General features: G+C 72.1%; 19 protein-coding genes and 1 riboswitch. Of the genes, 11 read left to right on the top strand and 8 right to left on the bottom strand.

Annotated features, from left to right (window positions below; all coding sequences use genetic code 11):
• Positions 1-39 precede the first annotated feature (39 nt).
• Both OOZ19_RS07895 and OOZ19_RS07890 read right to left on the bottom strand, forming a co-directional pair.
• Positions 40-2244, bottom strand: a complete 2205-nt coding sequence (locus tag OOZ19_RS07895) for a DEAD/DEAH box helicase (protein ID WP_266089358.1) — start codon at positions 2242-2244, stop codon at positions 40-42.
• A gap of 179 nt (positions 2245-2423) precedes the next feature.
• Complete coding sequence (locus OOZ19_RS07890; protein ID WP_266089357.1) at positions 2424-3026, bottom strand: MarR family winged helix-turn-helix transcriptional regulator; 603 nt, start codon at positions 3024-3026, stop codon at positions 2424-2426.
• Between the two features lie 59 nt (positions 3027-3085).
• Here OOZ19_RS07890 and OOZ19_RS07885 point away from each other — a divergent pair, with 59 nt between their 5' ends.
• From OOZ19_RS07885 to OOZ19_RS07850, 8 genes are all read left to right on the top strand, one after another.
• A complete protein-coding gene (locus OOZ19_RS07885) occupies positions 3086-4018 on the top strand; it encodes an NAD(P)/FAD-dependent oxidoreductase (protein WP_266089356.1) in 933 nt (310 codons plus the stop codon).
• A 152-nt stretch (positions 4019-4170) separates the two neighbouring features.
• Entirely contained in the window at positions 4171-4542 is a 372-nt protein-coding gene (locus OOZ19_RS07880) for a hypothetical protein (RefSeq protein ID WP_266089355.1), read from the top strand.
• Positions 4448-5086 carry a cytochrome P450 gene (locus OOZ19_RS07875; RefSeq protein WP_266089354.1) on the top strand — a complete coding sequence of 213 codons (639 nt, stop codon included), beginning with the start codon at positions 4448-4450 and terminating at the stop codon, positions 5084-5086. The genes OOZ19_RS07880 and OOZ19_RS07875 overlap by 95 nt, the downstream gene beginning before the upstream one ends.
• A 564-nt stretch (positions 5087-5650) precedes the next feature.
• A riboswitch (cobalamin riboswitch) is annotated at positions 5651-5781 on the top strand.
• A gap of 83 nt (positions 5782-5864) precedes the next feature.
• Entirely contained in the window at positions 5865-6887 is a 1023-nt protein-coding gene (locus OOZ19_RS07870; protein ID WP_266089353.1) for an ABC transporter substrate-binding protein, read from the top strand.
• On the top strand, positions 6884-7930 hold the full coding sequence (locus tag OOZ19_RS07865; RefSeq protein ID WP_416309409.1) for a FecCD family ABC transporter permease: 1047 nt from the start codon (positions 6884-6886) through the stop codon (positions 7928-7930). The genes OOZ19_RS07870 and OOZ19_RS07865 overlap by 4 nt, the downstream gene beginning before the upstream one ends.
• A complete protein-coding gene (locus tag OOZ19_RS07860) occupies positions 7927-8685 on the top strand; it encodes an ABC transporter ATP-binding protein (protein ID WP_266089352.1) in 759 nt (252 codons plus the stop codon). The genes OOZ19_RS07865 and OOZ19_RS07860 overlap by 4 nt, the downstream gene beginning before the upstream one ends.
• A 259-nt stretch (positions 8686-8944) precedes the next feature.
• Positions 8945-9358, top strand: a complete 414-nt coding sequence (locus OOZ19_RS07855) for an effector-associated constant component EACC1 (RefSeq protein WP_266089351.1) — start codon at positions 8945-8947, stop codon at positions 9356-9358.
• On the top strand, positions 9351-11372 hold the full coding sequence (locus OOZ19_RS07850; protein ID WP_266089350.1) for a caspase, EACC1-associated type: 2022 nt from the start codon (positions 9351-9353) through the stop codon (positions 11370-11372). Before OOZ19_RS07855 ends, OOZ19_RS07850 begins: the two co-directional genes overlap by 8 nt.
• A 60-nt stretch (positions 11373-11432) precedes the next feature.
• Here OOZ19_RS07850 and OOZ19_RS07845 read toward each other — a convergent pair whose 3' ends face one another.
• Positions 11433-12329, bottom strand: coding sequence for an SDR family oxidoreductase (locus OOZ19_RS07845; protein ID WP_266089423.1), 897 nt, complete (start codon positions 12327-12329; stop codon positions 11433-11435).
• Between the two features lie 87 nt (positions 12330-12416).
• On the opposite strand from OOZ19_RS07845, the gene OOZ19_RS07840 reads away from it, so the two are divergent.
• Together OOZ19_RS07840 and OOZ19_RS07835 are read left to right on the top strand one after the other, a co-directional pair.
• Entirely contained in the window at positions 12417-12971 is a 555-nt protein-coding gene (locus tag OOZ19_RS07840) for a TetR family transcriptional regulator (protein ID WP_266089349.1), read from the top strand.
• 77 nt (positions 12972-13048) lie between these two features.
• Complete coding sequence (locus tag OOZ19_RS07835) at positions 13049-13849, top strand: SDR family oxidoreductase (protein WP_266089348.1); 801 nt, start codon at positions 13049-13051, stop codon at positions 13847-13849.
• Between the two features lie 244 nt (positions 13850-14093).
• On the opposite strand, the gene OOZ19_RS07830 is transcribed toward OOZ19_RS07835, so the two are convergent.
• Entirely contained in the window at positions 14094-14531 is a 438-nt protein-coding gene (locus OOZ19_RS07830; protein WP_266089347.1) for a nitroreductase family deazaflavin-dependent oxidoreductase, read from the bottom strand.
• 139 nt (positions 14532-14670) lie between these two features.
• A complete protein-coding gene (locus OOZ19_RS07825) occupies positions 14671-15543 on the bottom strand; it encodes an alpha/beta fold hydrolase (protein WP_266089346.1) in 873 nt (290 codons plus the stop codon).
• A gap of 149 nt (positions 15544-15692) precedes the next feature.
• On the opposite strand from OOZ19_RS07825, the gene OOZ19_RS07820 reads away from it, so the two are divergent.
• Complete coding sequence (locus OOZ19_RS07820; RefSeq protein ID WP_266089345.1) at positions 15693-16613, top strand: LysR family transcriptional regulator; 921 nt, start codon at positions 15693-15695, stop codon at positions 16611-16613.
• Positions 16614-16715: 102 nt separating this feature from the next.
• On the opposite strand, the gene OOZ19_RS07815 is transcribed toward OOZ19_RS07820, so the two are convergent.
• From OOZ19_RS07815 to OOZ19_RS07805, 3 genes are all read right to left on the bottom strand, one after another.
• A complete protein-coding gene (locus tag OOZ19_RS07815) occupies positions 16716-17495 on the bottom strand; it encodes a DeoR/GlpR family DNA-binding transcription regulator (protein ID WP_266089344.1) in 780 nt (259 codons plus the stop codon).
• A 94-nt stretch (positions 17496-17589) separates the two neighbouring features.
• On the bottom strand, positions 17590-18591 hold the full coding sequence (gene pdxA / locus OOZ19_RS07810) for a 4-hydroxythreonine-4-phosphate dehydrogenase PdxA (protein ID WP_266089343.1): 1002 nt from the start codon (positions 18589-18591) through the stop codon (positions 17590-17592).
• Between the two features lie 2 nt (positions 18592-18593).
• Complete coding sequence (locus OOZ19_RS07805; protein WP_266089342.1) at positions 18594-19838, bottom strand: four-carbon acid sugar kinase family protein; 1245 nt, start codon at positions 19836-19838, stop codon at positions 18594-18596.
• Positions 19839-19894: the final 56 nt, after the last annotated feature.

Below are 19894 nucleotides of genomic sequence, written 5' to 3'. Positions count from 1 at the left end.
GGTAACGCGCCCGTGCGGCGCGCGCGAGCCGTTCCGGGCTCAGCCGAGGCCGAGGCGGTGGCGTTCGGCCGCGACGATGCGCTGTTCGGCGGCCGTGCCGTCGTGTCGCTGTTCGGCGAGCGGGGAGGTGTTCAGAGCCTCCGGGTCGGCGAGCTTGGCGGTGCTCTCGCGGGCGTAGGCGTCGAACAGGCCGGACTTCGCCTCCAAGGTCTCGGTGAGGCGCTCGTCCACGCTGTCCTTGGCGAGGATGCGGTGCACGTGGACCTTGCGCGTCTGGCCCATGCGGTGGCACCGGGCGATGGCCTGGTCCTCCGTGCTGGGTTTGAGCTGCGGCTCGGCGAGGATCACGACGTTCGCGGCCTGGATGTTGAGCCCCGTGCCACCGGCGAGGATCTGGGCGAGCAGCACGGCGTGGCCCTCGCGTTCGGTGAACTCGTCGATCAGGTCCTGCTTGCCCCGGGCGGACAGGCCGCCGGTCAACGCCAGCGGCATCACAGCCGGTCCGAGGGCGGCGCGCACGGTGTCGATGACGTCGAGGAAGTTGGTGAACACCACGACCTTCCACTGCTCGGCGGCGGCTTCCTCGACGATCTCGCGCAACCGCTCCAGCTTCGCGGAACGGCTCGACGCGTACGCGGCGCGGCGCATCGCCATCATGTTCCCGTCGCGCACCCCGGCCAGGTAGGCGCGGGACTCGGCGGCCCCGCCGAGCTCCACCCAGTCCTCCAGCTCGATCAGCTCGGGGAGTTCGGTGAGCACGTCCTCCTGGTTGCGCCGCAGGTACGCGGGCGACACGGCCTTGCGGAACGTGGTGGGGGACAGCGCGTCCCGCGCGTCGAGCTTCCGCGCCACCTCCGGTTGCAGGTAGCCGACGAGGGTGCGGAACTCCTCGACCCGGTTCTCCATGGGCGTGCCGGTGAGCAGCAGCGCGCGTTCGGCTCCGGACACGAGGGACACGACGGCCCGGGACCGCTTCGCCTGCGGGTTCTTGATGTAGTGCGCTTCGTCCACGACGACCATCGCCAGCGGTGCCGAGTCCAGCCGCAGCCGCTGCAGGGTGTCGAAGGTGGTGACTGCGACACCGCCGTCGCGCAGCCACTCGCGCGCGTCCGCGTCCCGGGTGGGGCCGTGCAGCGGGTGCGGGACGAGCGCGCTGTGCCGGGACGTCTCCTCCACCCAGTTGATCAGCACGCTGGCCGGGCACACCACGAGGAAGTGCTTCGCGCCCCCGGCCGCGAGGTGCGCCATCGCGGCGAGCGCCTCCACGGTCTTGCCCAGCCCCATCTCGTCGCCGAGGATGCAGCGCCGCCGGGCGAGCGCGAACTTCGCCCCGAACGCCTGGTACCCGCGCAACGCGACCCGCATCAGCCGGCTGTCCAGCGAGGTCGCGGTGACCCGCCGCTCCTGCTCCGGCGGCAGGTGCCCGGTCGCCGAGTTCGCATCGGTGCTCGCGCGGCCGGTCAGCTCGCTGAGCAGCGTGTTGTACGTGGCGGCGCGCCGCTGGTAGTCCCGCCACAGCTCGTCGGGGGAGAGTCCCTCTTCGGCCCCGGCGACCTCGTTCGCGGCGGTGCTCACCCGCCCGACGCTCGAGTCGTGGAGCAGATTCTCCAGTCGCCCCAACGCTTCCAGTGCCGCGTTCTTGCTGCGGCGGCCGGTGAAGAACATCCGGAACCGGCTGGCGGCCCGGCGCGCGACCGGTTCGAGCTCGTCGATCGCGCCGACCCCGCGCCGCGCCTCGTCCTGCCGCGCTGACACCTGCCGCCCGGCGATCTCCAGCGCCCGCAGCGTCGCCAGCAGCCCGGTGTCCGCGGGACCGCGCCGATCCGGGTCGATGCGGACCACGGTGTCCAGCGCGGTCGCCTGCGCGAGCCGCTCGGCGGCGGCCACGGCGTCCCGAGCGGTCGCAGGGCCGACTCCCGGGACGGTCTGCAGCCGATCAGGTCCGGCGGCGGCCACGTCCGCGACGGTGCGGAACGCGGACCGCTCCAGCTCACCCAGCCGGAGCCGCCCGTCCGCCGCCTCGCGGAGCCTGCTCACCGGCATCTCCCGCAGCCGCTCGTGCACCTCCCGACGGTGGGAGTCGGCGTACTGCTTCCGAGCCAGCGCCCGCAGCCGATCCGGCTCCGCGAGCAATCCCGTCGCCGCCGCGCGGAACGACCGCGCGGTGTGCAGCACCGCTGCCGCCGCCCGCCCGATCTTCGACTCGTCCGGCACGGCACGCTCATCGGAGCCCGTTGGTCGCATGCGTCGCCTCCCCGGAGTTCCCGCGCCCGTCACCGATACCGGTCGCGCCACCCGCGAACATCCACCGGACGGGTGATCGTCTTGGGCGCCGTTCGCCGGATCAGTCCGGACAGCTTGCCGGATGATCGACGGTCATCGGCGCGGGGCTCGGCGTGTCGGACGCGCGTCGCCGGGGAAGCTCAAGCATTTCCCCCCGCCATGCGGGATTCCATCGTGTCGGCGAGTCGGTGCAGGGAGGTGAGGACGGTGTCGCGCTCTCGGCCGAGGCCCGCCAGCAGGCGCGCGTGGGCTTCGAGCTCGCGGGGGAAGACGTCGCCGATGGCGCGCTCGGCTTCCGGCGTGATGCTGATGAGGGTGGCGCGGCGGTCGGCTGGTTTCGCCGAACGAGCGATGAAGCCCCGCTTTTCGAGCTTGGCCAGGGTTTTGCTCACCCCTGCCCGGGACATCCCGAGCTGTGCGGCCAAGTACGCCGCGGTCACGGGTTCTTCCAGGTAGCGGAGCGGGACGAGCAGCTTGACCTCTGCAGGGGTCAGCGCGGCGCTGTCGTAGAGCTGCTCCGTGGCCTGTTCGAGCACGGCCGCGATGCGGTTGACCAGCGCGACGACCGCCATCGGGGATGTGTCGAGGTCCGGGTTGTTGACGTCCCAGAGTTCGATCGTCCGAGCCTGCAGAAAGGACATCGCCACCTTTTCGTTAACCAGCGAACTACTCGTTACAGTACGAGGATATCCGTCCTCCAGGCGGCGAACGCCGGGCGGGGTCGCGGTCCGCTCGCCGCTCACGGCGAATTCCGGCGTGCGTGCCCCGGAGTCCGAAGGAAACCGAGATCGTGGAGATGAGCATGCTGGAAATGGACGTTGTGATCGTCGGCGGCGGAGCCGCCGGCTTGGCCGCCGCGATGATGCTGGGGCGGTCCCGGCGGCAGGTCACCTTGCTCGACGCGGGCGAGCCGCGGAACGCGCCTTCCGCGCACCTGCACGGATTTCCGTCCAGGGACGGGGCGGACCCGGCGGAGCTGGTCAAGATCGGAAAGGAGGAGGCCCGGGCCTACGGCGCGGAGATCCGCGAGGTGCGGGTGTCCGGGCTGGAACACGCGGACGGCGGCGGATTCGCCGTCCACCTCGACGACGGCGGCGCGCTGACCGCGCGTGCCGTGGTGGTCGCCACCGGCTTGCGCGACGAACTGCCGGAGATCCCCGGACTGCGCGAGCGCTGGGGACACGACGTGCTGCACTGCCCGTACTGCCACGGCTACGAAGCGCGCGACACCGCGCTGGCGGTGATCGGCGGCGACAACCGGCCCTTCACCCTGCACCAAGCGCAACTGGTTCGGCAGTGGTCCGACGACGTCGTGTTCTTCCCGCACCACATCACGCTGACCGACGACGAACGCCACCGGCTCGTCGCACGCGGGGTGCGGATCGTCGAAGGGGAGGTCGCGCGCGTGGTGGCCGAGGACGATGCCGTTTCCGCCGTGGAGCTCGCCGACGGCCGGATCGTTCCGCGGGCGGCGGTCTTCGTCGGCCCCCGGTTCGTGCCTCAGGACGAGTTGCTGACCTCCTTGGGGTGCGCTGCCGACGACAACGGCTGGGTGCGCGTCGACCCGTCCGGGCAGACCAGCGTCCCGGGCGTGTGGGCGGCGGGCAACGTCTCGGACAGCCCCGCCCAGCTCGTCAACGCGGCAGCCGCCGGGTCGAAGGCCGCGATCGCGCTCAACCACCACCTCCTGGCCGACGACATCGACCGGGCCGTCGCGAAACACGACGCGAGCTGAACGAACCTCCGCGCTCGGAGCGACACCGCCTGCCGCGGTCCCGGCGCGCGGGTGGTGTCCGCGCACCCCGCGGTGTGGTCTTTTCCCCAGCGAATCGGGCCCAACGTCGGCGGCACGACCATGATCGCTGCCCCGCCGCGGAGGACACATCCATGACCGTCGACGAGCTGCCGCTGCTGAGATCAGAAGGGGCCGTGGTCGGCAGGCTGAGCCCGCTGATGCGGCAGCTGCGCGAACGCGGCCCCGTCGTCAAGATGCGCACCCGCTCCGGCGACGAGGCCTGGCTGGTGACCCGGCTCGCCGAGCTCAAGCAACTGCTCAAGGACCGCCGCATCGGCCGCTCCCACCTCGACCCGGAGAACCGGCCCCACTACCTCGACAGCCCGCTGCTGGACACCCCGGTGCGCAGCGACGATCCGCGAGATCCACGTGAAGACCCGCGCCGCGCTCACCCCGCGCTTCTCCGCGAAGCGGATGGTCGCGCTGCGGGCGCGGGTCGCCGAGCGCGTCGCCGAGCACCTTGACCGCCTCACGGCGTCCGCGCCACCGGTGGACCTGCACGCGGAGCTGTCGCTGCCGCTGCCGTTCGAAGTGCTCTGCGACCTGCTCGGAGTCGCCGAGTACGACCGGTTCATGGCGATGCTGGCCGGGTCCGGACGGCTCGACGAGTCGGAGGAGGTGGCCGTCGGCGCCCAGGAGTTGTTCGCCTACCTGGGAGAACTGGTCACGACCAAACGCCGCGAACCGGACGAGCACCTGATCTCCGCGCTGCGCGAGGCGGAGATCGACGACGGCACGGTGTGCGAGCTGATCTCCACGATCAGCTTCTCGTACCTGGTGACGCCGACGAACCTCAGCGCGGGGATCGCGCTGTTCGCCTCGCACCCCGAGCAGCGCGAACGCGTCGTGCGCGATCCCGGCCTGCTGGAGACCGCCGTCGAAGAGGTGCTGCGGCTGAGCAAGGTCGACGAGTCCTTCCAGCCCCGCTACGCCGGCGAGGACATCGAGATCGGCGGCATCGTCATCAAGGCCGGTGACCTGGTGCTGTGCGGCCACTACTCGCCGTAGTTCGACGACCGCGTCTTCGACGACCCGGAGACCTTCGACGTCGGCCGCAGCCCCAACCCGCACCTGGCGTTCAGCCACGGCCTGTCGCACGGCGCCCCGCTGGCGCGCATCGAACTCCAGGAGTTCTACGGCGCACTCCTGCGCCGCCTGCCGAACCTCAGCCTCGCCGTCCCGATCGAAAAGGTGGGAATGCCCGTCGGCACCGAAGACGACGACGAACAAATGGGCAACGGCATCGTCCGACTCCCCGCCACGTGGTGAGGAATCCGCTCCCAGCGGCCTTCGTTCCGCGTGCTGCTCAGCGGCGAAGTCGCTGAGCCGTGACCGGCTTGAGCAAGGTGACCACCGGCGGATTCTCAGCGGCTTCCTCGCGAGGCGCGATTTCGCGTGTGGCGGAACCACTCGTGAAATCGATCCCGCAGCGAGGAAGCCGCTGAGGTTCGGCCACCCGACCCGCTGCGCGGGCCACTCCGCTTCCGAAGTCCTACGGCGAGGAACATCACCTTGATGGCGTAGTGGTGTGCCCGGTTAGGGTGCTCGGGAGCCTGTCGCGCCCGTGAGGGCAGGGAATCCGGTCGGAAGCCGGAGCTGACGCGCAGCGGTAGGGGCGATGGGCGAGGACGGCCACGGCCGGAACCACTGGACCTCCCGGTCCGGGAAGGGACCTCGCCCGGTGAACCCGAGCCCGAAGACCTGGCCGGCTCCCCGGACCGCAGGCGGTGCCGGGTCGCAGCCTGCCGGACTCCGCGCCTGAGTCCGGGGTGAGGAACTTCGTGACATGCCGTTCTCGCACGCCCGCTCGTTACGTCTCGGGCTGGTGGCGCTGGCCGCCGCCCTGCTGACCTCGTGCGCCGCGCCCGCCGCCGACGACGACACCGCCCGCACCGGGGCCGCGACGACGGTGCGCAACTGCGACACCGACGTCACCGTCGAAGCGCCACCGCAGCGCGCGGTGTCGCTGAACCAGTCCACGACGGAGATCATGCTCTCGCTGGGTCTGGCGGACCGGATGGTGGGCACCGCGACCTGGACGGACCCGGTGGATCCGGCGCTGGCCGAGGCGAACTCGCGGGTGCCGCGACTCGCGGACAACAACCCGTCGTTCGAGTCCGTGCTGGGCACCGAACCGGATTTCGTGCTGGGCGCCTACAAGGCCGTGTTCACCGACGAAGGAGTCGCCGACCGCGAGCGGTTCGGTGAGCTGGGCGTGCCGACGTACCTGTCGCCGAGCAACTGCCTCCCGGAGGAGGCGCCGCTGTCGAAACCGGTGGAGCTCGACGACATCTACCGCGAGGTGCAGGAGATCGCCGACCTGTTCGGCGTCCCCGAACGCGGGCACGCGCTCACCGAGCAGCTGCGCGGCCGGGTCGCTGCGGCGCAGCGGAAGGTCGCCGCGCTCGATTCCCGCGCCGACACCTCGGTGCTGTTCTGGTTCGCCCGCACCGAATCCCCGTACATGGCGGGCTCCACCGGATCACCCGCGGTCATGACCCGCGTGCTGGGCGTGCGCAACGCCTACGAGGACATCAGCTCGATGTGGCCGCAGGTGTCCTGGGAGGACGTCCTCGCGCGCGACCCGGACCTGCTGGTGCTCGGCGACCTCACCCGCGACGGCGAAGGCGACGGGATCGAGGCGAAAACCCGGTTCCTGCACGAGGATCCGGCGGTGTCCCGGCTCGCGGCGGTGCGCGACGAGCACCTCATGGGCATGACGGGCACCGAGCTCAACGTCAGCATGCGCACCGTGCAGGGCATCGAACGGCTCGCGGACCGGCTCGTCGAGATGGACCGGCAGCGGTGACGGCTGCGCCGTCCGCCGGGCTGTCCGCCGGACGACTGCCACCGGTCGCGATCGTGCTCGCCGGGATTCCCGCGCTGCTGCTGTCGATCGCGGTCGCGGTCACGCTCGGACCGGCGCACCTCACCGTCGGCGACGTCGGCAGCGTGGTCGGGGATCGGCTCGGCCTGCTCGACACCGACGTGTCCCGCATCGGGCAGGGCATCGTGTGGCAGCTGCGGCTGCCGAGGGCGCTGCTGGCCGCGATCTGCGGTGCCGGGCTCGGCGTGTGCGGGGCGGTGCTGCAATCGCTGCTGCGCAACCCGCTCGCCGACCCCTTCCTGCTCGGCGTGTCCGCCGGAGCGTCCACCGGCGCGGTGTCGGTCGTCGTGCTCGGGTTCGGCGCCGGCGCGATCGGGCTCACCGCGGGTGCGTTCGCCGGGGCGCTGGTGGCGTTCGCGCTGGTGATGCTGCTCGCGTCGGTCGCGGGCGGCGCGGCCGGGCACACGGTGCTCGCCGGGGTGGCGGGCACCCAGCTGTTCTCCGCGCTCACCTCCTACATCGTGATCACCTCGGCGGACGCGGAGCAGACCCGCGGGGTGCTGTTCTGGTTGCTGGGTTCGTTGTCCGGCGCGCGGTGGAACGACGTCGCGATCTCCGCGGTGGTGTGCGCGGTGTGCCTGGTGCTGTGTCTGTCGCGGGCGGGGGCGCTGGACGCGTTCGCGTTCGGGCAGGACGCCGCCGCCTCCCTCGGCGTCCGCGTGGCGCGGTTGCGGGCGGTGCTGCTGGTGGCGACCGCTCTGCTGGCCGCGACGTTGGTCGCCGCCGCCGGTGCGATCGGGTTCGTCGGGCTGGTGCTGCCGCAGGCCGCGCGGCTGCTCGTGGGACCGCGCCACCGCGCGCTGCTGCCGGTGACCGCCGTGCTCGGCGCGGTGCTGCTGGTGTGGGTCGACGTGCTGGCCACGACCATCGCCGCACCGCAGGAAGTGCCCGTCGGCGTCGTCACCGCGCTCGTCGGGGTGCCCGCGTTCGCCGTGCTGCTGGCCAAGCGGGGGAGGGTGTCGTGAGCCTGACCGCGAACGACGTGTCCTGGTCCGCCGGCGGCACGCTGATCCTCGACGGGGTGGGCCTGCGCGTCGACGAAGGCCGCACGGTGGGCCTGCTCGGGCCGAACGGGTCCGGGAAGTCCTCGCTGCTTCGGCTGCTGGCCGGACTGCGGCGGCCGAGCTCCGGGGCGATCGAGATCGGCGGGCGCGCAGCGCCGCAGTGGTCCCGGCGCGACCTGGCGCGTCGGGTGGCGGTCGTGGAGCAGCAGGTGGGTACCGACGTCGACCTCACCGTGACCGAGGTGGTCGCCCTCGGCCGCACCCCGCACCGGAACGGATGGGGCGGCGCGAACCCGGACGACGCGGAGATCATCCGGCGAGTGCTGGCGCAGACCGGGCTCGACGGGCTGGCGGACCGCCGCTGGCACAGCCTTTCCGGCGGCGAACGGCAACGCGCGCAGATCGCGCGGGCCTTGGCCCAGGAACCGGCGGAGCTGATCCTCGACGAGCCGACGAACCACCTCGACATCGCCCACCAGCTGGAACTGCTCGCACTGGTGCGGCGACTACCGGTGACCAGTGTGATCGCGCTGCACGACCTGAACCTGGCCGGGATGTTCTGCGACGAACTCGCGGTGCTCTCCGGCGGACGGGTGGTGGCCACCGGAACCCCGGCCGAGGTGCTGACCGAGCAGCTCGTGGCGGACGTGTACGGCGTTCGCTGCTCGGTGTCCGCTGTGGATGGTCGTCCGCACGTGCGGTTCTTGGTCGATTAGCCGGCTCGGATCGCGGTTGTCCGGGCCATTCTCACGATGGTCGAATTGAGATCATATCTCCGGGTTCGAGTCATCTCCCCGACCTTGAAATGGCCGTTGGGTCGCACTATTCCGCATTCGTGCGGAATTCTTGAGAATATCGGCCGAAAAGCCCGTGCCGCCTCCGCAAGAATCGCGTCTCGCGCTAACGTGGCCTCCGCTGCTTTCGAAGAAGGCGTCACGCGTATCGCCGCATCGAACTCGACAACAGGGGGACCCAGTGGAGTTGGAAGTTTCCATCACCGGTGTCGATTCGACGGAGAACCTGCGCACACTGCGGACTTGGCTGGCGGAGGAACCGGAGCTGCGAGGCCGTGTGCGACTCGTCGAACGGCCGCCCGAACCCGGTCATCTCGGGACCGTTCCGGAACTGATCCTCGTCACGCTGGGCACCGGATCCGCGACGACCGGATTCGCGACCGCCGTGAACGCGTGGCTGCAGCATCGGGCCGTCGACGTCGCCTGCACGGTCACCAGAATCGCCGACGGCACCGGCATCACGATGTCCGCCCGGCAGCTGCGGCGGGCGGACGCGGCCACTCGTGGTCGGCTCGCGCGCGAGCTCTCGGCGACGCTCGCCGGTGGCGGCGCGAATTCCGGCACTCCGCGGCTGGAGGGGCGCGTCGATGGCTGAGTTGAACTCACCGGGCAGCAGGGTGGTCCTGGTCGGCACGCAAGCCTGCGCCAACGACGCCGCCGCGCCGCCGGTCCCCGCAGTCGAGTCCACCATGGAAGATCTGGCCCACGTCCTGCGGAACCGGTGCGGCGTGCGTTCGGAGCAGATCATCCGAATCCTGGACTCCGCCGACCCGATGCGAATGGGGCTCGCCGTCGCCGAAGCGGCCGATCAGGCCACTGATGTCCTGCTGGTGCACTACGTCGGGCACGGGTTCGTCAGCGCCGATGGCGAGCTGTACTTGGCGACGAAGGCGACCGATCCGAACGCGAACAGGCTGGAGCACAGTTCCGTTCCGTTCACGACGATCCGGCGGAGCCTGCTCAAGAGCCGGGCCCGCGCGATCGTCGTCGTGCTGGACTGCTGCTTCTCGGGTCGTGCGATCGGCACGCTCAGCGCGCAGGATCCGATCGATCTGGCCGACGTGCACGGCGGGTACATCTTGACTTCGGCCGCCCGCGATCAGGTCGCGCTCGCTCCGCCCGGGGCGCAGCACACCGCGTTCACCGGCGAACTGATCCGGTTGCTCGACCGCGGCGATCCCAGCGGCCCGGCGGAACTGAGCATGCGCGACGTCTACCGGGGTTTGGATCGGGAGCTGCACCGCCGCGGACTGCCCCGGCCCCGCCAGCGCGGCAGCGAACGCATCGACGACCTGGTGATCGCACCCAACGCGGCCCGAATCTCGGCCCCCGCGCTACTGCCCGCGACTCCGGAGGAGCGGGTCGTGATCCGCCGGAGGAAACGGTTGCTCCTCGCCCTGGCGGCGACCACGGCCGCGCTGGTGGCGGCGGTCGCGACACCGGTGCTGTGGTCCGGGAGCGAGTCCGATCCGCAAGCGCGACCTGCCCCGGCGCCCGCTCCGAGCCTTTCCTCGCCCGTGCCAGCGAAACCACCGGGCGCGGAAACGCCCGCCCCGACCGAAAATGCGACGTCGAGCCCCGTGCCTTGCGGGGAGCGCACGGACGACGCCGGCTGCGAACTTCCCGCCCACTCCACCGCCCGGGCCGCTGCCGGAAGCCTCGTCACCTTGCAGCGGGCCGGGGCGGATGTCCGCCGGTACCGGCAGCGGCCGGATGGTTCGTGGGCCGGGCCGGAGAACATCGGGGGCGGAATCGGCGGCGACCCCGTCATCGTGCCGGATGCCAACGGAAGGCTGGTCGCGTTCGCGGCCGGCAAGGACGGCGGGTTGCGGTACAACCTGTCGGCCGGCGGTGCCGTGCGATCCACGAAAAGCGCCTGGAGAACGATGGAGGGCGTCGACGAGGTGAAAGGACGGCCGACGGCGCACCAGGACTCGGACGGAAACCTCGAAGTGTTCGTCAGGGGCGACAGCGACAAGCTGTGGCAGCTCACCCAGCTGGAACCCGGCAAGGACCTGTGGTCCGACGCGGTACCGATGCGCGGTGCCGGGGATGGGGTTCCGTCGATCTCCGGAGACCCGAAGGTCCACATCGACCAACACGGATACCTGCGGGTCTTCGCACTGGACCTGGAGACGAAGCGGCTTCGAACCTGGGCGCAGCGTGGAAGCGCCAAGGACCAGTGGGAGGAACATCCGGACCACCCGTTCGGCGATAAGCCGCTGGCGGCTCCGCCCACGGTGGCCCTGGGAGGTGACGGATTGCTGCATCTGTTCGCATTGGACGAACTCGGCTTGTTGTGGCAGGTCAGCGAGCTACCCGGAGCTCCCAACGTCTGGCCCGGAGCCTGGGAGGTGGTCCCCGCGCTCAAGGGCGTCCACACCGGACAACCGATGTCGGCGACGAACGGGGCCGGCGAGGTTCTTGTGTTCGTCCGGGTCAAGGACCCGGCGGATCGCGTGGTCTACGCGTCCCTCGGGCGCCCAGAGGATTCGGTCGTCGAGCTGGATCAGCCCATGAACGTGTTGTGGTCCGTGACGCCCGACGAGGACGACCGCTTGGTGGTGCAAGGAGTGCACAACGATGTCGTGGTCACCGGCTCGCCGTGATGGATCGGGACGCGACCGCCTGTGCCGCTCCGCGTTCGAGCGGAGCAGCACGGGGACGGGTCACTCCGGCAGCGCGTAGGCCCCGGCGGCGATGTCCTCCAGGAGGGTCGGGCCGGTAGGGGTCCAGCCGAGCAGTTCTCGCGTGCGCTCGTTCGTCGCGGCGGCGTCCATGCCGAAGAAGCCGCCGATCCAGCCGAAGTGGGTCTCGGCGTCCTCCGGGGCGACCGAGATCACGGGCACGCCCAGCTGTTCGCCGATGGCGGCGGCGATGTCGCGGGAGGGGATTCCGCTCTCGGCCACCGCGTGCAGCCGCGAGCCCGCCGGGGCCTTCTCCAACGCGAGCCGGACCATCCGCGCGGCGTCGGCGCGGTGCACGGCGGGCCAGCGGGTCGAGCCGTCGCCGATGTACCCGGCCGCGCCGTGCTCCTTCGCGATCTTCGTCAGGACCGAGGTGAATCCGGGGTCGCCCGTGCCGTGCACGGTCGCGGAGAAGCGCAGCGCCACCGCGCGCACACCGCGTTGGGCGTAGGACAGCGCGAGGTTCTCGCTGCCGCCGCGAGCGGAGTCGGCGCCGTGGAACGGTGCGGAGTCGTCCTCGGTCAGCGGCCGGTCCAGGTCACCTTTGGCCAGTCCGGAGGCGAGCAGGAACGGCCGGTCGCCGTCCATCGCCTCCAGCATCCGCTGGACGGCGGCCCGCTCGCTGCGGCCCGCCCCGGCGTAGTCGGAGAAGTCGTGCTTGAAGGCGAGGTGGATGACGCCGTCGGCCTGCGCGGCGGCAGCGGCCAAGCCGTCCGGGGCGTCGAGGTCGCCGCGATGGGCGGTGGCTCCCTTGGCTTCCAGGGCCGCGGCGGAGGCGTCGGAGCGGGCGAGGCCGACGACCGCGTAGCCGTGGGCGAGCAGTTCGTCGGTGACGGCCGATCCGATCCAGCCGGAGGCACCGGTGATGAAGATGCGCAAGGCGATCTCCCCCTGTTGGTTCATGTCAGTGACTGACATCGACAGTAGCAGTCGATGTCAGCGACTGTCATCACTACACTCCTCGGCATGGCTCGCTGGGAACCGGACGCGCAAGGGCGCATGATCCGCGCCGCCTTGGAGCTCTTCGCCGAGCGCGGCTTCGAGCAGACCACCGCGGGCGACATCGCCGCCCGCGCCGGCGTCACCGAACGCACGTTCTTCCGGCACTTCGCCGACAAGCGGGAAGTCCTCTTCGACGGCTCCGAGACCATGCAGCGGACCGCCCACGACGCGATCCTCGCCGCGCCGGACGGCCTGTCCCCGCTGGACGCGGCGTTGACCGGGATGGTCGCGGGCGGCGAGCTGCTGCGGGACCGCCGGGACCGCTCCGTGCGGCGATCCGCGATCATCGCCGCGAACCCGAGCCTGCAAGAGCGCGAACTGCTCAAGCTCGCGTCGATGGCCGACTCGACGATCCGGGCGCTGCACGAGCGCGGCGTCGAGGAACCCACCGCGAGCCTCGCCGCGCACAGCGCGGTGACGGTCTTCCAGGTCGCGTTCGCGCGCTGGACATCGGACGACCGGTCCGGCTTCGCCGACTGCGTGGCCGACGTCGCGACCGCCCTGCGCGCGCTGGAGTGACGACGGAGGTTCCGGGGAGTGCTCGCCGTCCGCTCGCGTAGGTTCGACGCTGATCGACTGGCGCGAGGAGGGCGATCGTGGAGACGCTGCAGGACAAGGTCGCGGTGATCACCGGCGCGGCGAGCGGGATCGGCCGGGCCGCCGCGTGGTCGCTGGTTCGCCGAGGCGCTCGGGTCGTGATCGCCGACATCGACGCGGACGGCGCCGAGCGGGTCGCCGGTGAGATCGCGGCGGCGGGCGGATCCGCGCTCGCGGTGCCCTGCGACGTGGCGGCGGAGGGCGCGTTCGAGGAGCTGCGGCGGTCCGCACTGGACGGTTTCGGCCGGGTCGACGTGGTGATGAACAACGCCGGTGTGCTGACCCGGGGACTGCCCGAGCACATCCCGGTCGCCGAGTGGCAGCGGGTGCTCGACATCAACCTGATGTCCGTGGTGCGCAGCAATTCCGCGTTCCTGCCGCTGCTGGTGGAGCAGGGATCGGGGCACCTGGTGAACACCGCGTCGTTCGCGGGGCTGTTCACCTACTCCTACGACCGGTTGCCCTACGCGGCGTCGAAGGCGGCGCTGATCCAGCTCTCCGAAGGGCTCGCGCTGTACCTGCGTCCGCAGGGCATCGGCGTCACCGTGCTGTGCCCCGGACCGGTGGTGACCGGCATCGCCGGGTCGATCCGGTCGTTCGGGCCGGAGACCACGACTTGCGGGCCCGGCCCGGAATTCGAGGCGCTGCAACCGGAACAGGTCGGCGAGCAGGTCGCGGAGGCGATCCTCGCGAACCGCTTCATGCTGCAGACCGACGACAACGTCCGCCCGCACCTGCGCAGCCGCGCGGCGGACTGGGACGCCTACCTGGAGGACCGCATCGCCGCACTCCAGGACTGAGCTCGCTCGGAGCCTCGACCAGGTGCCTGCAGCGCCGTCTGCTCGCGGCGGAGCCGCTGAGCAGCGGCCAGCTCGAGCAAGGCGTTCACCGGCGGGTTCTCAGCGGGTTCCTCGCGAGGACGGCGATCGTGCGTGTCGTGCAGCCACACGCGAAATCCATCCCGCGGCGAGGAAACCGCTGAGGTTCCGCCACCCGCCCCCTACGCGGACCACTCCGGATGGACCGACCGGACGGGCGTTGACGTCACTTGGGGTCGAGTACGAAGACCGGGATGTGCCGGTCGGTCTTCTCCTGGTACTCGGCGTACGACGGGAACGCGGCGACGGCGCGCTCCCACCACTCGGCGCGCTCGGTGCCCTCGACCTCGCGGGCGACGTACTCCTTGGTCGTGGCACCGTCCTGGAGCGGGAACTCGGGGTGGGCCTTGATGTTGTAGTACCAGGTCGGGTGCTCCGGCGCACCGCCCTTGGAGGCGACGACCGCATAGCTGCCGTTGTGCTCGACCCGCATCACGGGCGTGTGGCGCAGCTTGCCGGACCGGGCGCCGCGCAACGTGAGCAGCACGATCGGCGACCCCTTGATCTCGAGGCCCTCGGTGGTCCCGGTTTCGCGGATCTTCTTCGTCTGGTCCTGAACCCAGTCGGTCGGGCTCAATTCCACTGCCTCGTTGCTGTTGCCCACTGAACATGCTCCTCTTGCGGTCGGTTCGGGGACCTCGATCGCGGTTCTGCTCCCGGATCAAGGCCTGAACGGTTCAACGCCGCGGGCGCAGTGCTATTCCCGCGGCGCACCGGGACACCGCCGGTTCCTCCGGTCGAGATCACCCGGCGGCTCGCGGTCGGCGCAGCACCGACATCAGCGCGGTCGCCAGGTCGTCCGGGCGGGCGGCGAACGGGGTGTGCCCGCCCGGCAGCGTGCGGACGGCGAACGGGCGCGCGGGCATGGCCGCGTCGGCTTCGGCGATCATCAGGTCCTGCACGGCGGGGGTGAGGGCGCGGTCCGCGGCGCAGCGCACGAAGGCGCGCGGCACGCTGCCCCAGCGCTCGGCGGTCACGGTGACCGCGCTGGTCGGGATCGCGATCGGCAGGTCCGGGCTCAGCGCGTGCCGCCAGCGGGTGAACGAGGCGGCAGGGGTGTCACCGTAGTGGGTGCGGCGCAGCTCCTCGACGTAGCAGGGATCGGTGGACAGCGGGTTGATCCGCATCGCGCCGACGACCTCGGGGTCGGCGACGTGCAGGCCCGCGCCGAGCGCGTCGGCGTTCTCCGGCGCGGTGATGTAGTCGGCGAACCGGGGCCGCCCGGCCGGGACGAACGACGACAGGTGCACCTGCAGGTCCACCAGCTCCGGTGCGAGCTCCGTCGCGAGCGAGGCCGGGCCGCCGCCCGCGCTGTGCGAGACGAGCACCACCTGCGGATATCGGCGCGCGGTGCGCAGTGCCGCGACGATCGGCGCCGCCGCCTCGTGCATCGTCGTGCCGGCCAGCGCGGACTTCTCGGTGTCCAGTCCGGGCTGGCCGGGCTCGGCGTAACCGCTCGGCAGCGGCGCGTCGAAGCCGTGTCCGGGCAGGTCGACGGCGACGCTCGCCGCGCCGCGCGCGGTGAGGGCGCGCTGCGTGGCCGCCCATTGCGCGGAGGAGTGCCAGGCCCCGTGCACGAGCACGAACAGGGTGTCCACTGCGGATGATGCGGTCATGGCGCGGCTCTTCCTGCTGGGGTGCGCGCCCGTGATCCCGAGCGCGGATCCAGTTCAGCCGCCGATCACCCGCTGATCCACCGAGATATCTCGCAAGCCCGTCCGCGATATCCCAACGGCATGACGAGTCGCGTGCGTAGGCTCAACGGGTGGAAGCCCGGCACCTGCGCTACGCGCTCGCCCTCGCCGAACACCAGCACTTCGGCCGCGCGGCGACCGCCATCGGCATCGCGCAACCCCCGCTGTCCAAGCAGATCGCGGCCCTGGAGCGGGAGGTCGGCGCCCGGCTGTTCGACCGCACACCGCACGGCGTGTTCCCCACCGCGGCGGGGGAGGCGTTCCTGGACCGGGCGCGGCGGGCGCTCGCGGAGATGACGGCCGCCGCAGGGGACGCCGGACGGGCCGCGCGCGGGGAAACGGGGCGGCTGCGGCTGGGGTTCATCGGCTCGGCGCTGCTGGAACTGCTGCCGCCGCTGCTGGGCCGCTTCGGCCGCGAGCACCCGGACGTGCGGCTGCAGCTGCAGGAGATGTCGACCGCGTGCAGCGCCGCCGCGCTGCTCGCCGGGGACCTGGACGTCACCATCGGGCGCGGCGCTGCTCGCGGCGCCGGAGCCGAGGACCTCGTCTCGGTCACCGTCGGCACCGACCGGCTCGTCGCCGTCGTCGGCGCCGCCCACCCCTACGCCGGGCAGGCCTCGGTGCGAGCGGAACAACTGCGAGAGCAGGCGCTGATCATCGCCCCGGCCGACGAGGAACCCCGCATCCGAGCCGCTCTGCGCGGGCTGCTCGGCGAGGACGCGCCCGCGCTGGGCCGCGCCACCGAAGCCCGCGACGTGCACACCATCGTCGGGCTCGCCGCCTGCGGCATCGGTGTGGGGCTCGTCCCGGCCTGCGTGCGCGCCGCCCCCCGACCGGACACCTGGATCAGCGAGGTGCGCCCGCGGGTCGACCTGCCGGAGCTGGTCATGTCGTTCCGGGCGCGGGACCGTTCCCCGGTGCTCGCCGCGTTCCTCGACACCACCCGCAGGCAGTGCCCCGGTGTCAGCGCCGCGCTGCGCGGGAGGCGCTGAGGGGCTCTTCCACGACCTGCGCAGCGGGCGGAACCTCAGCGGCTCCGCCGCTGACGACGCACCGGCGGCAGGACCGTTCCGCGCGGGGCTCTCCGAGCCCGATCACGGCTCCTGCCGGTCCGCGACGACCACGTCGACGCCGCGGCTCAGGAACGGGGCGGTGGCGGCCGGATCGGCGTCCGCGTCGGTGACCAGCGTCCACCGCTCGGGCAGTGGCGCCCACGCGTGGAACGGGCGGCGCCCCAGCTTCGTCGAGTGCACCAGCAGGTACACGTGGTCCGCGCGCTGCGCCATGAGCTCCTTGAGCCGGGTCTGCTGCAGGTCCGCCTCGCAGATCCCCTGCTCGGCGGTGACGCCGTCGGCGCCGAGGAAGACCCGGTCGAAGGTCATCCGGCTCAGGGCGGCCTCGGTGAGCGGCCCGACGAAGCCCTGGCTGAGGTGGCGCAGCGTGCCGCCGAGGCATTCCACGCGCACGCCTTCCGCGTTGGTGAGCTCCTGCAGCACGGTGAGCCCGGTGGTGGCGACCGTCAGGTCCCGCGCGTCGCGCAACGCGCGGGCGAGCGCGCCCGTCGTGGTCCCGGCGTCCAGCAGCACCGTCTCGCCGGGCCGGACCTGCCGCGCCGCCCATGCCGCGATGGCGTGCTTCGCCTCGTGCGCCTCGCCGCTGCGCTGCCGCAGCGAGGTCTCCTGGTGCGGGTCCAGCGCCATCGCCCCGCCGTAGGTGCGGGCGAGCCGCCCCGCCGATTCCAGCTGCGCCAGGTCGCGGCGGATGGTCGAGGCGGTGACCCCGAACCGTTCGGAGAGCTCGTCCACGCTGGCCAGCCCGGAAGTGGTGGCCAGCCGCACGATGGCGGCGCGGCGGTCTCGTGATCCGCGGGACATCGTCGTCCTCCCATCGGAGCGGGTCGTGGTCGGGTTCACCCCCGAGTCCACCGTGGACCGGGAGCTCGGTGCGAGCGGATCGCCGCGCGGAACCTCAAGCGGCGACCGAGAGTTCGGCGGCCTGCCGCATGGCCTCGATCATGCTACCCACGCCCGCCGTGCCGGTGCCCGCGATGTCGAAGGCGGTGCCGTGGTCCACGGAGGTGCGGATCACCGGCAGGCCCACCGTGATGTTCACCCCGGCTTCGATGCCGAGCACCTTCACCGGGCCGTGGCCCTGGTCGTGGTACATGGCGACGATCAGGTCGTAATCACCCCGTCCGGCGAGGAAGAACGCGGTGTCGGCGGGCAGCGGCCCGCGCGCGTCGATGCCGTCGGCGCGCAGCTTCGCGATCGCCGGGACGATCTTCTCCTCTTCTTCGCCGTAGCCGAACAGTCCGTTCTCCCCGGCGTGCGGGTTGATGCCGCACACCCCGATGCGCGGTGCGGCGACCCCGGAACCGCGGATGGCCCGGTCGCCGCGTCGCACGGTGCGTTCGACCAGGCCGGGTTCGATCTTCGCGACGGCGTCGACGAGCCCGATGTGCGTGGTCACGTGCACCACCTTGACCTTGGGCGTGGACAGCATCATCGACACCTCCTCGGTTCCGGTCAGGTGCGCGAGCAGTTCGGTGTGGCCCGGGTACAGGTGCCCGGCGGCGTGCAGCGCCTCCTTGTTCAGCGGCGCGGTGCAGATCCCCTGCACTTCGCGGCGCATGGCCAGTTCGGCGGCGACCCGGACGTACTGGTAGGCGGCGTCCCCGGCCACCGGGGAGATCTCCCCCCACGGCAGCTCGTCGGGCAGCAGGTCGAGGTCGATGACGTTGATGCGGCCGGGCGCGAACACCGCGTCGGACGGGGAGTCCACGGCTGAGATCTCCGCGTCCAGTCCCGTGATCGACGCGGCTCGGCGCAGTCGCGCGGCGTCGCCGATGACCACGGGGCGGCAGCGGGCGAGGGTCGCCGGGTCGAGCAGCGCGCCGACGGTGACCTCCGGGCCGACACCTGCCCCGTCGCCCATGGTGACGGCGATCAGGGGAGTGGCAGGGGTGCTCATGTTCAGCCTTCCGTTGGGGGACGCAGGTGTTCGGCGATGCGGACGAGGCTGTCCGCCTCGCCGAAGCTGCCGGGTCGGGTCACGACGGACGTGCCGCCGGGGGCGCGGCTGTGCACGGCGCCGTGGTGGATCTGAGCGAGCGGGGCGAGCGCGGGCACACCGAGCGCGTCGAGCACGCGGCGCGCGGTTTCGCCACCGGTCAGCACCAGGTCGACCGGCCGGTCGGCGGCGGCCACGGCGCGGCGGGCGGTGTCGGCGAGGCCCTGGACCAGGGCGCGGGACTGCGCCGGGTCGACCCCGTCCGGAGCGTCCACCGTGAGCACCACCGGTGCGCGTCGGAGCGCGCCGGTGATGCGGCCGGCGTCCGCTTCGCCGCCGAGCAGCGCGGAGGCGTCGAGCGGGACCTGCCGGGCCCCGGCGGCGACGAGCCTGCGCACCTGTTCCCGCGCGGTGCGCTCCGCGGTGCCGACGACGAACAGCAGGCCGTGCGCGGAGTTCGGTGCGGGCGCGGTGGCGGAGGCGTGCGGTGGCAGCGCGCGGCCGAGCGCGGCGGCCAGCGCGCCCGAACCGGCGAGCCGCACTCCGGCGGTCGCGGATCCGAGCGCCAGCGTCGCGGCGACCACCGCGTCGAGGTCGGAGTCGGTTTCCCCGTCGCACAGCGGGATCTCGGCCGCCGCGAGGCTCGCGCGCAGCGCGGCGGGCAGGTCCGGTGAGCGGACCGCGTCCAGCGGGACGTGGCGGCACGGCCCAGGTGCGAGGAGTTCGGCGATGCCGGTGGGCGGTGCGGCGGGCTCGGCGCGCCACGCGGCGGTCTCGTGCAGCGCGACGCCGCGCAGGTGCAGCACGCCGCCGCGCACGGTGCGCCCGGCGGTGGGCAGCGCCGGTGCGAACACCACGGGACCGGCGGCGCTCAGCGTGGCGGCGACGTTCCCGCGCAACAACGAATCGATCTTGATGAAGGTGTGCGCGGAACGCGCGCCGCGGTCCCGCAGCGCGTGGTCCACGGCGGCGGCGGTCGGCTCGGCGGGGCCGTGCCGGGAGTCGAGGTCGACGACCACCAGGTTCGAGACCACCGCTTGCGCGGTGTGCGCATATCGGTGCTCAGGCCGCGTGCCGGAGAGCCGGAGTTCGCCGGTGCCGAATGCGGGGAGCAGCGCCGCCGCGGTCTCGGCCGCGCCGGAGAGATCGTCGGCGAGCGCGAGGACGCGGGAAAGGGAAGTGGGCTCGTCGTAGGCGAACTCGCCCATGCGTTCCTCCTTCGTGCTGCCTCGTCCGGGGCTGTGCGCTGATCCGGTCGGCGGTC

This window comes from Saccharopolyspora sp. NFXS83, assembly GCF_026241095.1.
Taxonomy (GTDB): domain Bacteria; phylum Actinomycetota; class Actinomycetes; order Mycobacteriales; family Pseudonocardiaceae; genus Saccharopolyspora_C.
The sequence above is the reverse complement of the archived record's forward strand: the minus strand, read 5'-3'. Positions and strand labels throughout refer to the sequence as shown.

Excerpts from the sequence above, each read along its gene's own strand:
- OOZ19_RS07895 (WP_266089358.1), bottom strand. The coding sequence starts at position 2,244 with ATGCGACCAACGGGCTCCGATGAGCGTGCCGTGCCGGACGAGTCGAAG.
- pdxA (WP_266089343.1), bottom strand. The coding sequence starts at position 18,591 with ATGAGCACCCCTGCCACTCCCCTGATCGCCGTCACCATGGGCGACGGG.
- OOZ19_RS07815 (WP_266089344.1), bottom strand. The coding sequence starts at position 17,495 with ATGTCCCGCGGATCACGAGACCGCCGCGCCGCCATCGTGCGGCTGGCC.
- OOZ19_RS07805 (WP_266089342.1), bottom strand. The coding sequence starts at position 19,838 with ATGGGCGAGTTCGCCTACGACGAGCCCACTTCCCTTTCCCGCGTCCTC.
- OOZ19_RS07870 (WP_266089353.1), top strand. The coding sequence starts at position 5,865 with ATGCCGTTCTCGCACGCCCGCTCGTTACGTCTCGGGCTGGTGGCGCTG.
- OOZ19_RS07840 (WP_266089349.1), top strand. The coding sequence starts at position 12,417 with ATGGCTCGCTGGGAACCGGACGCGCAAGGGCGCATGATCCGCGCCGCC.
- OOZ19_RS07850 (WP_266089350.1), top strand. The coding sequence starts at position 9,351 with ATGGCTGAGTTGAACTCACCGGGCAGCAGGGTGGTCCTGGTCGGCACG.
- OOZ19_RS07880 (WP_266089355.1), top strand. The coding sequence starts at position 4,171 with ATGACCGTCGACGAGCTGCCGCTGCTGAGATCAGAAGGGGCCGTGGTC.
- OOZ19_RS07825 (WP_266089346.1), bottom strand. The coding sequence starts at position 15,543 with ATGACCGCATCATCCGCAGTGGACACCCTGTTCGTGCTCGTGCACGGG.
- OOZ19_RS07885 (WP_266089356.1), top strand. The coding sequence starts at position 3,086 with ATGCTGGAAATGGACGTTGTGATCGTCGGCGGCGGAGCCGCCGGCTTG.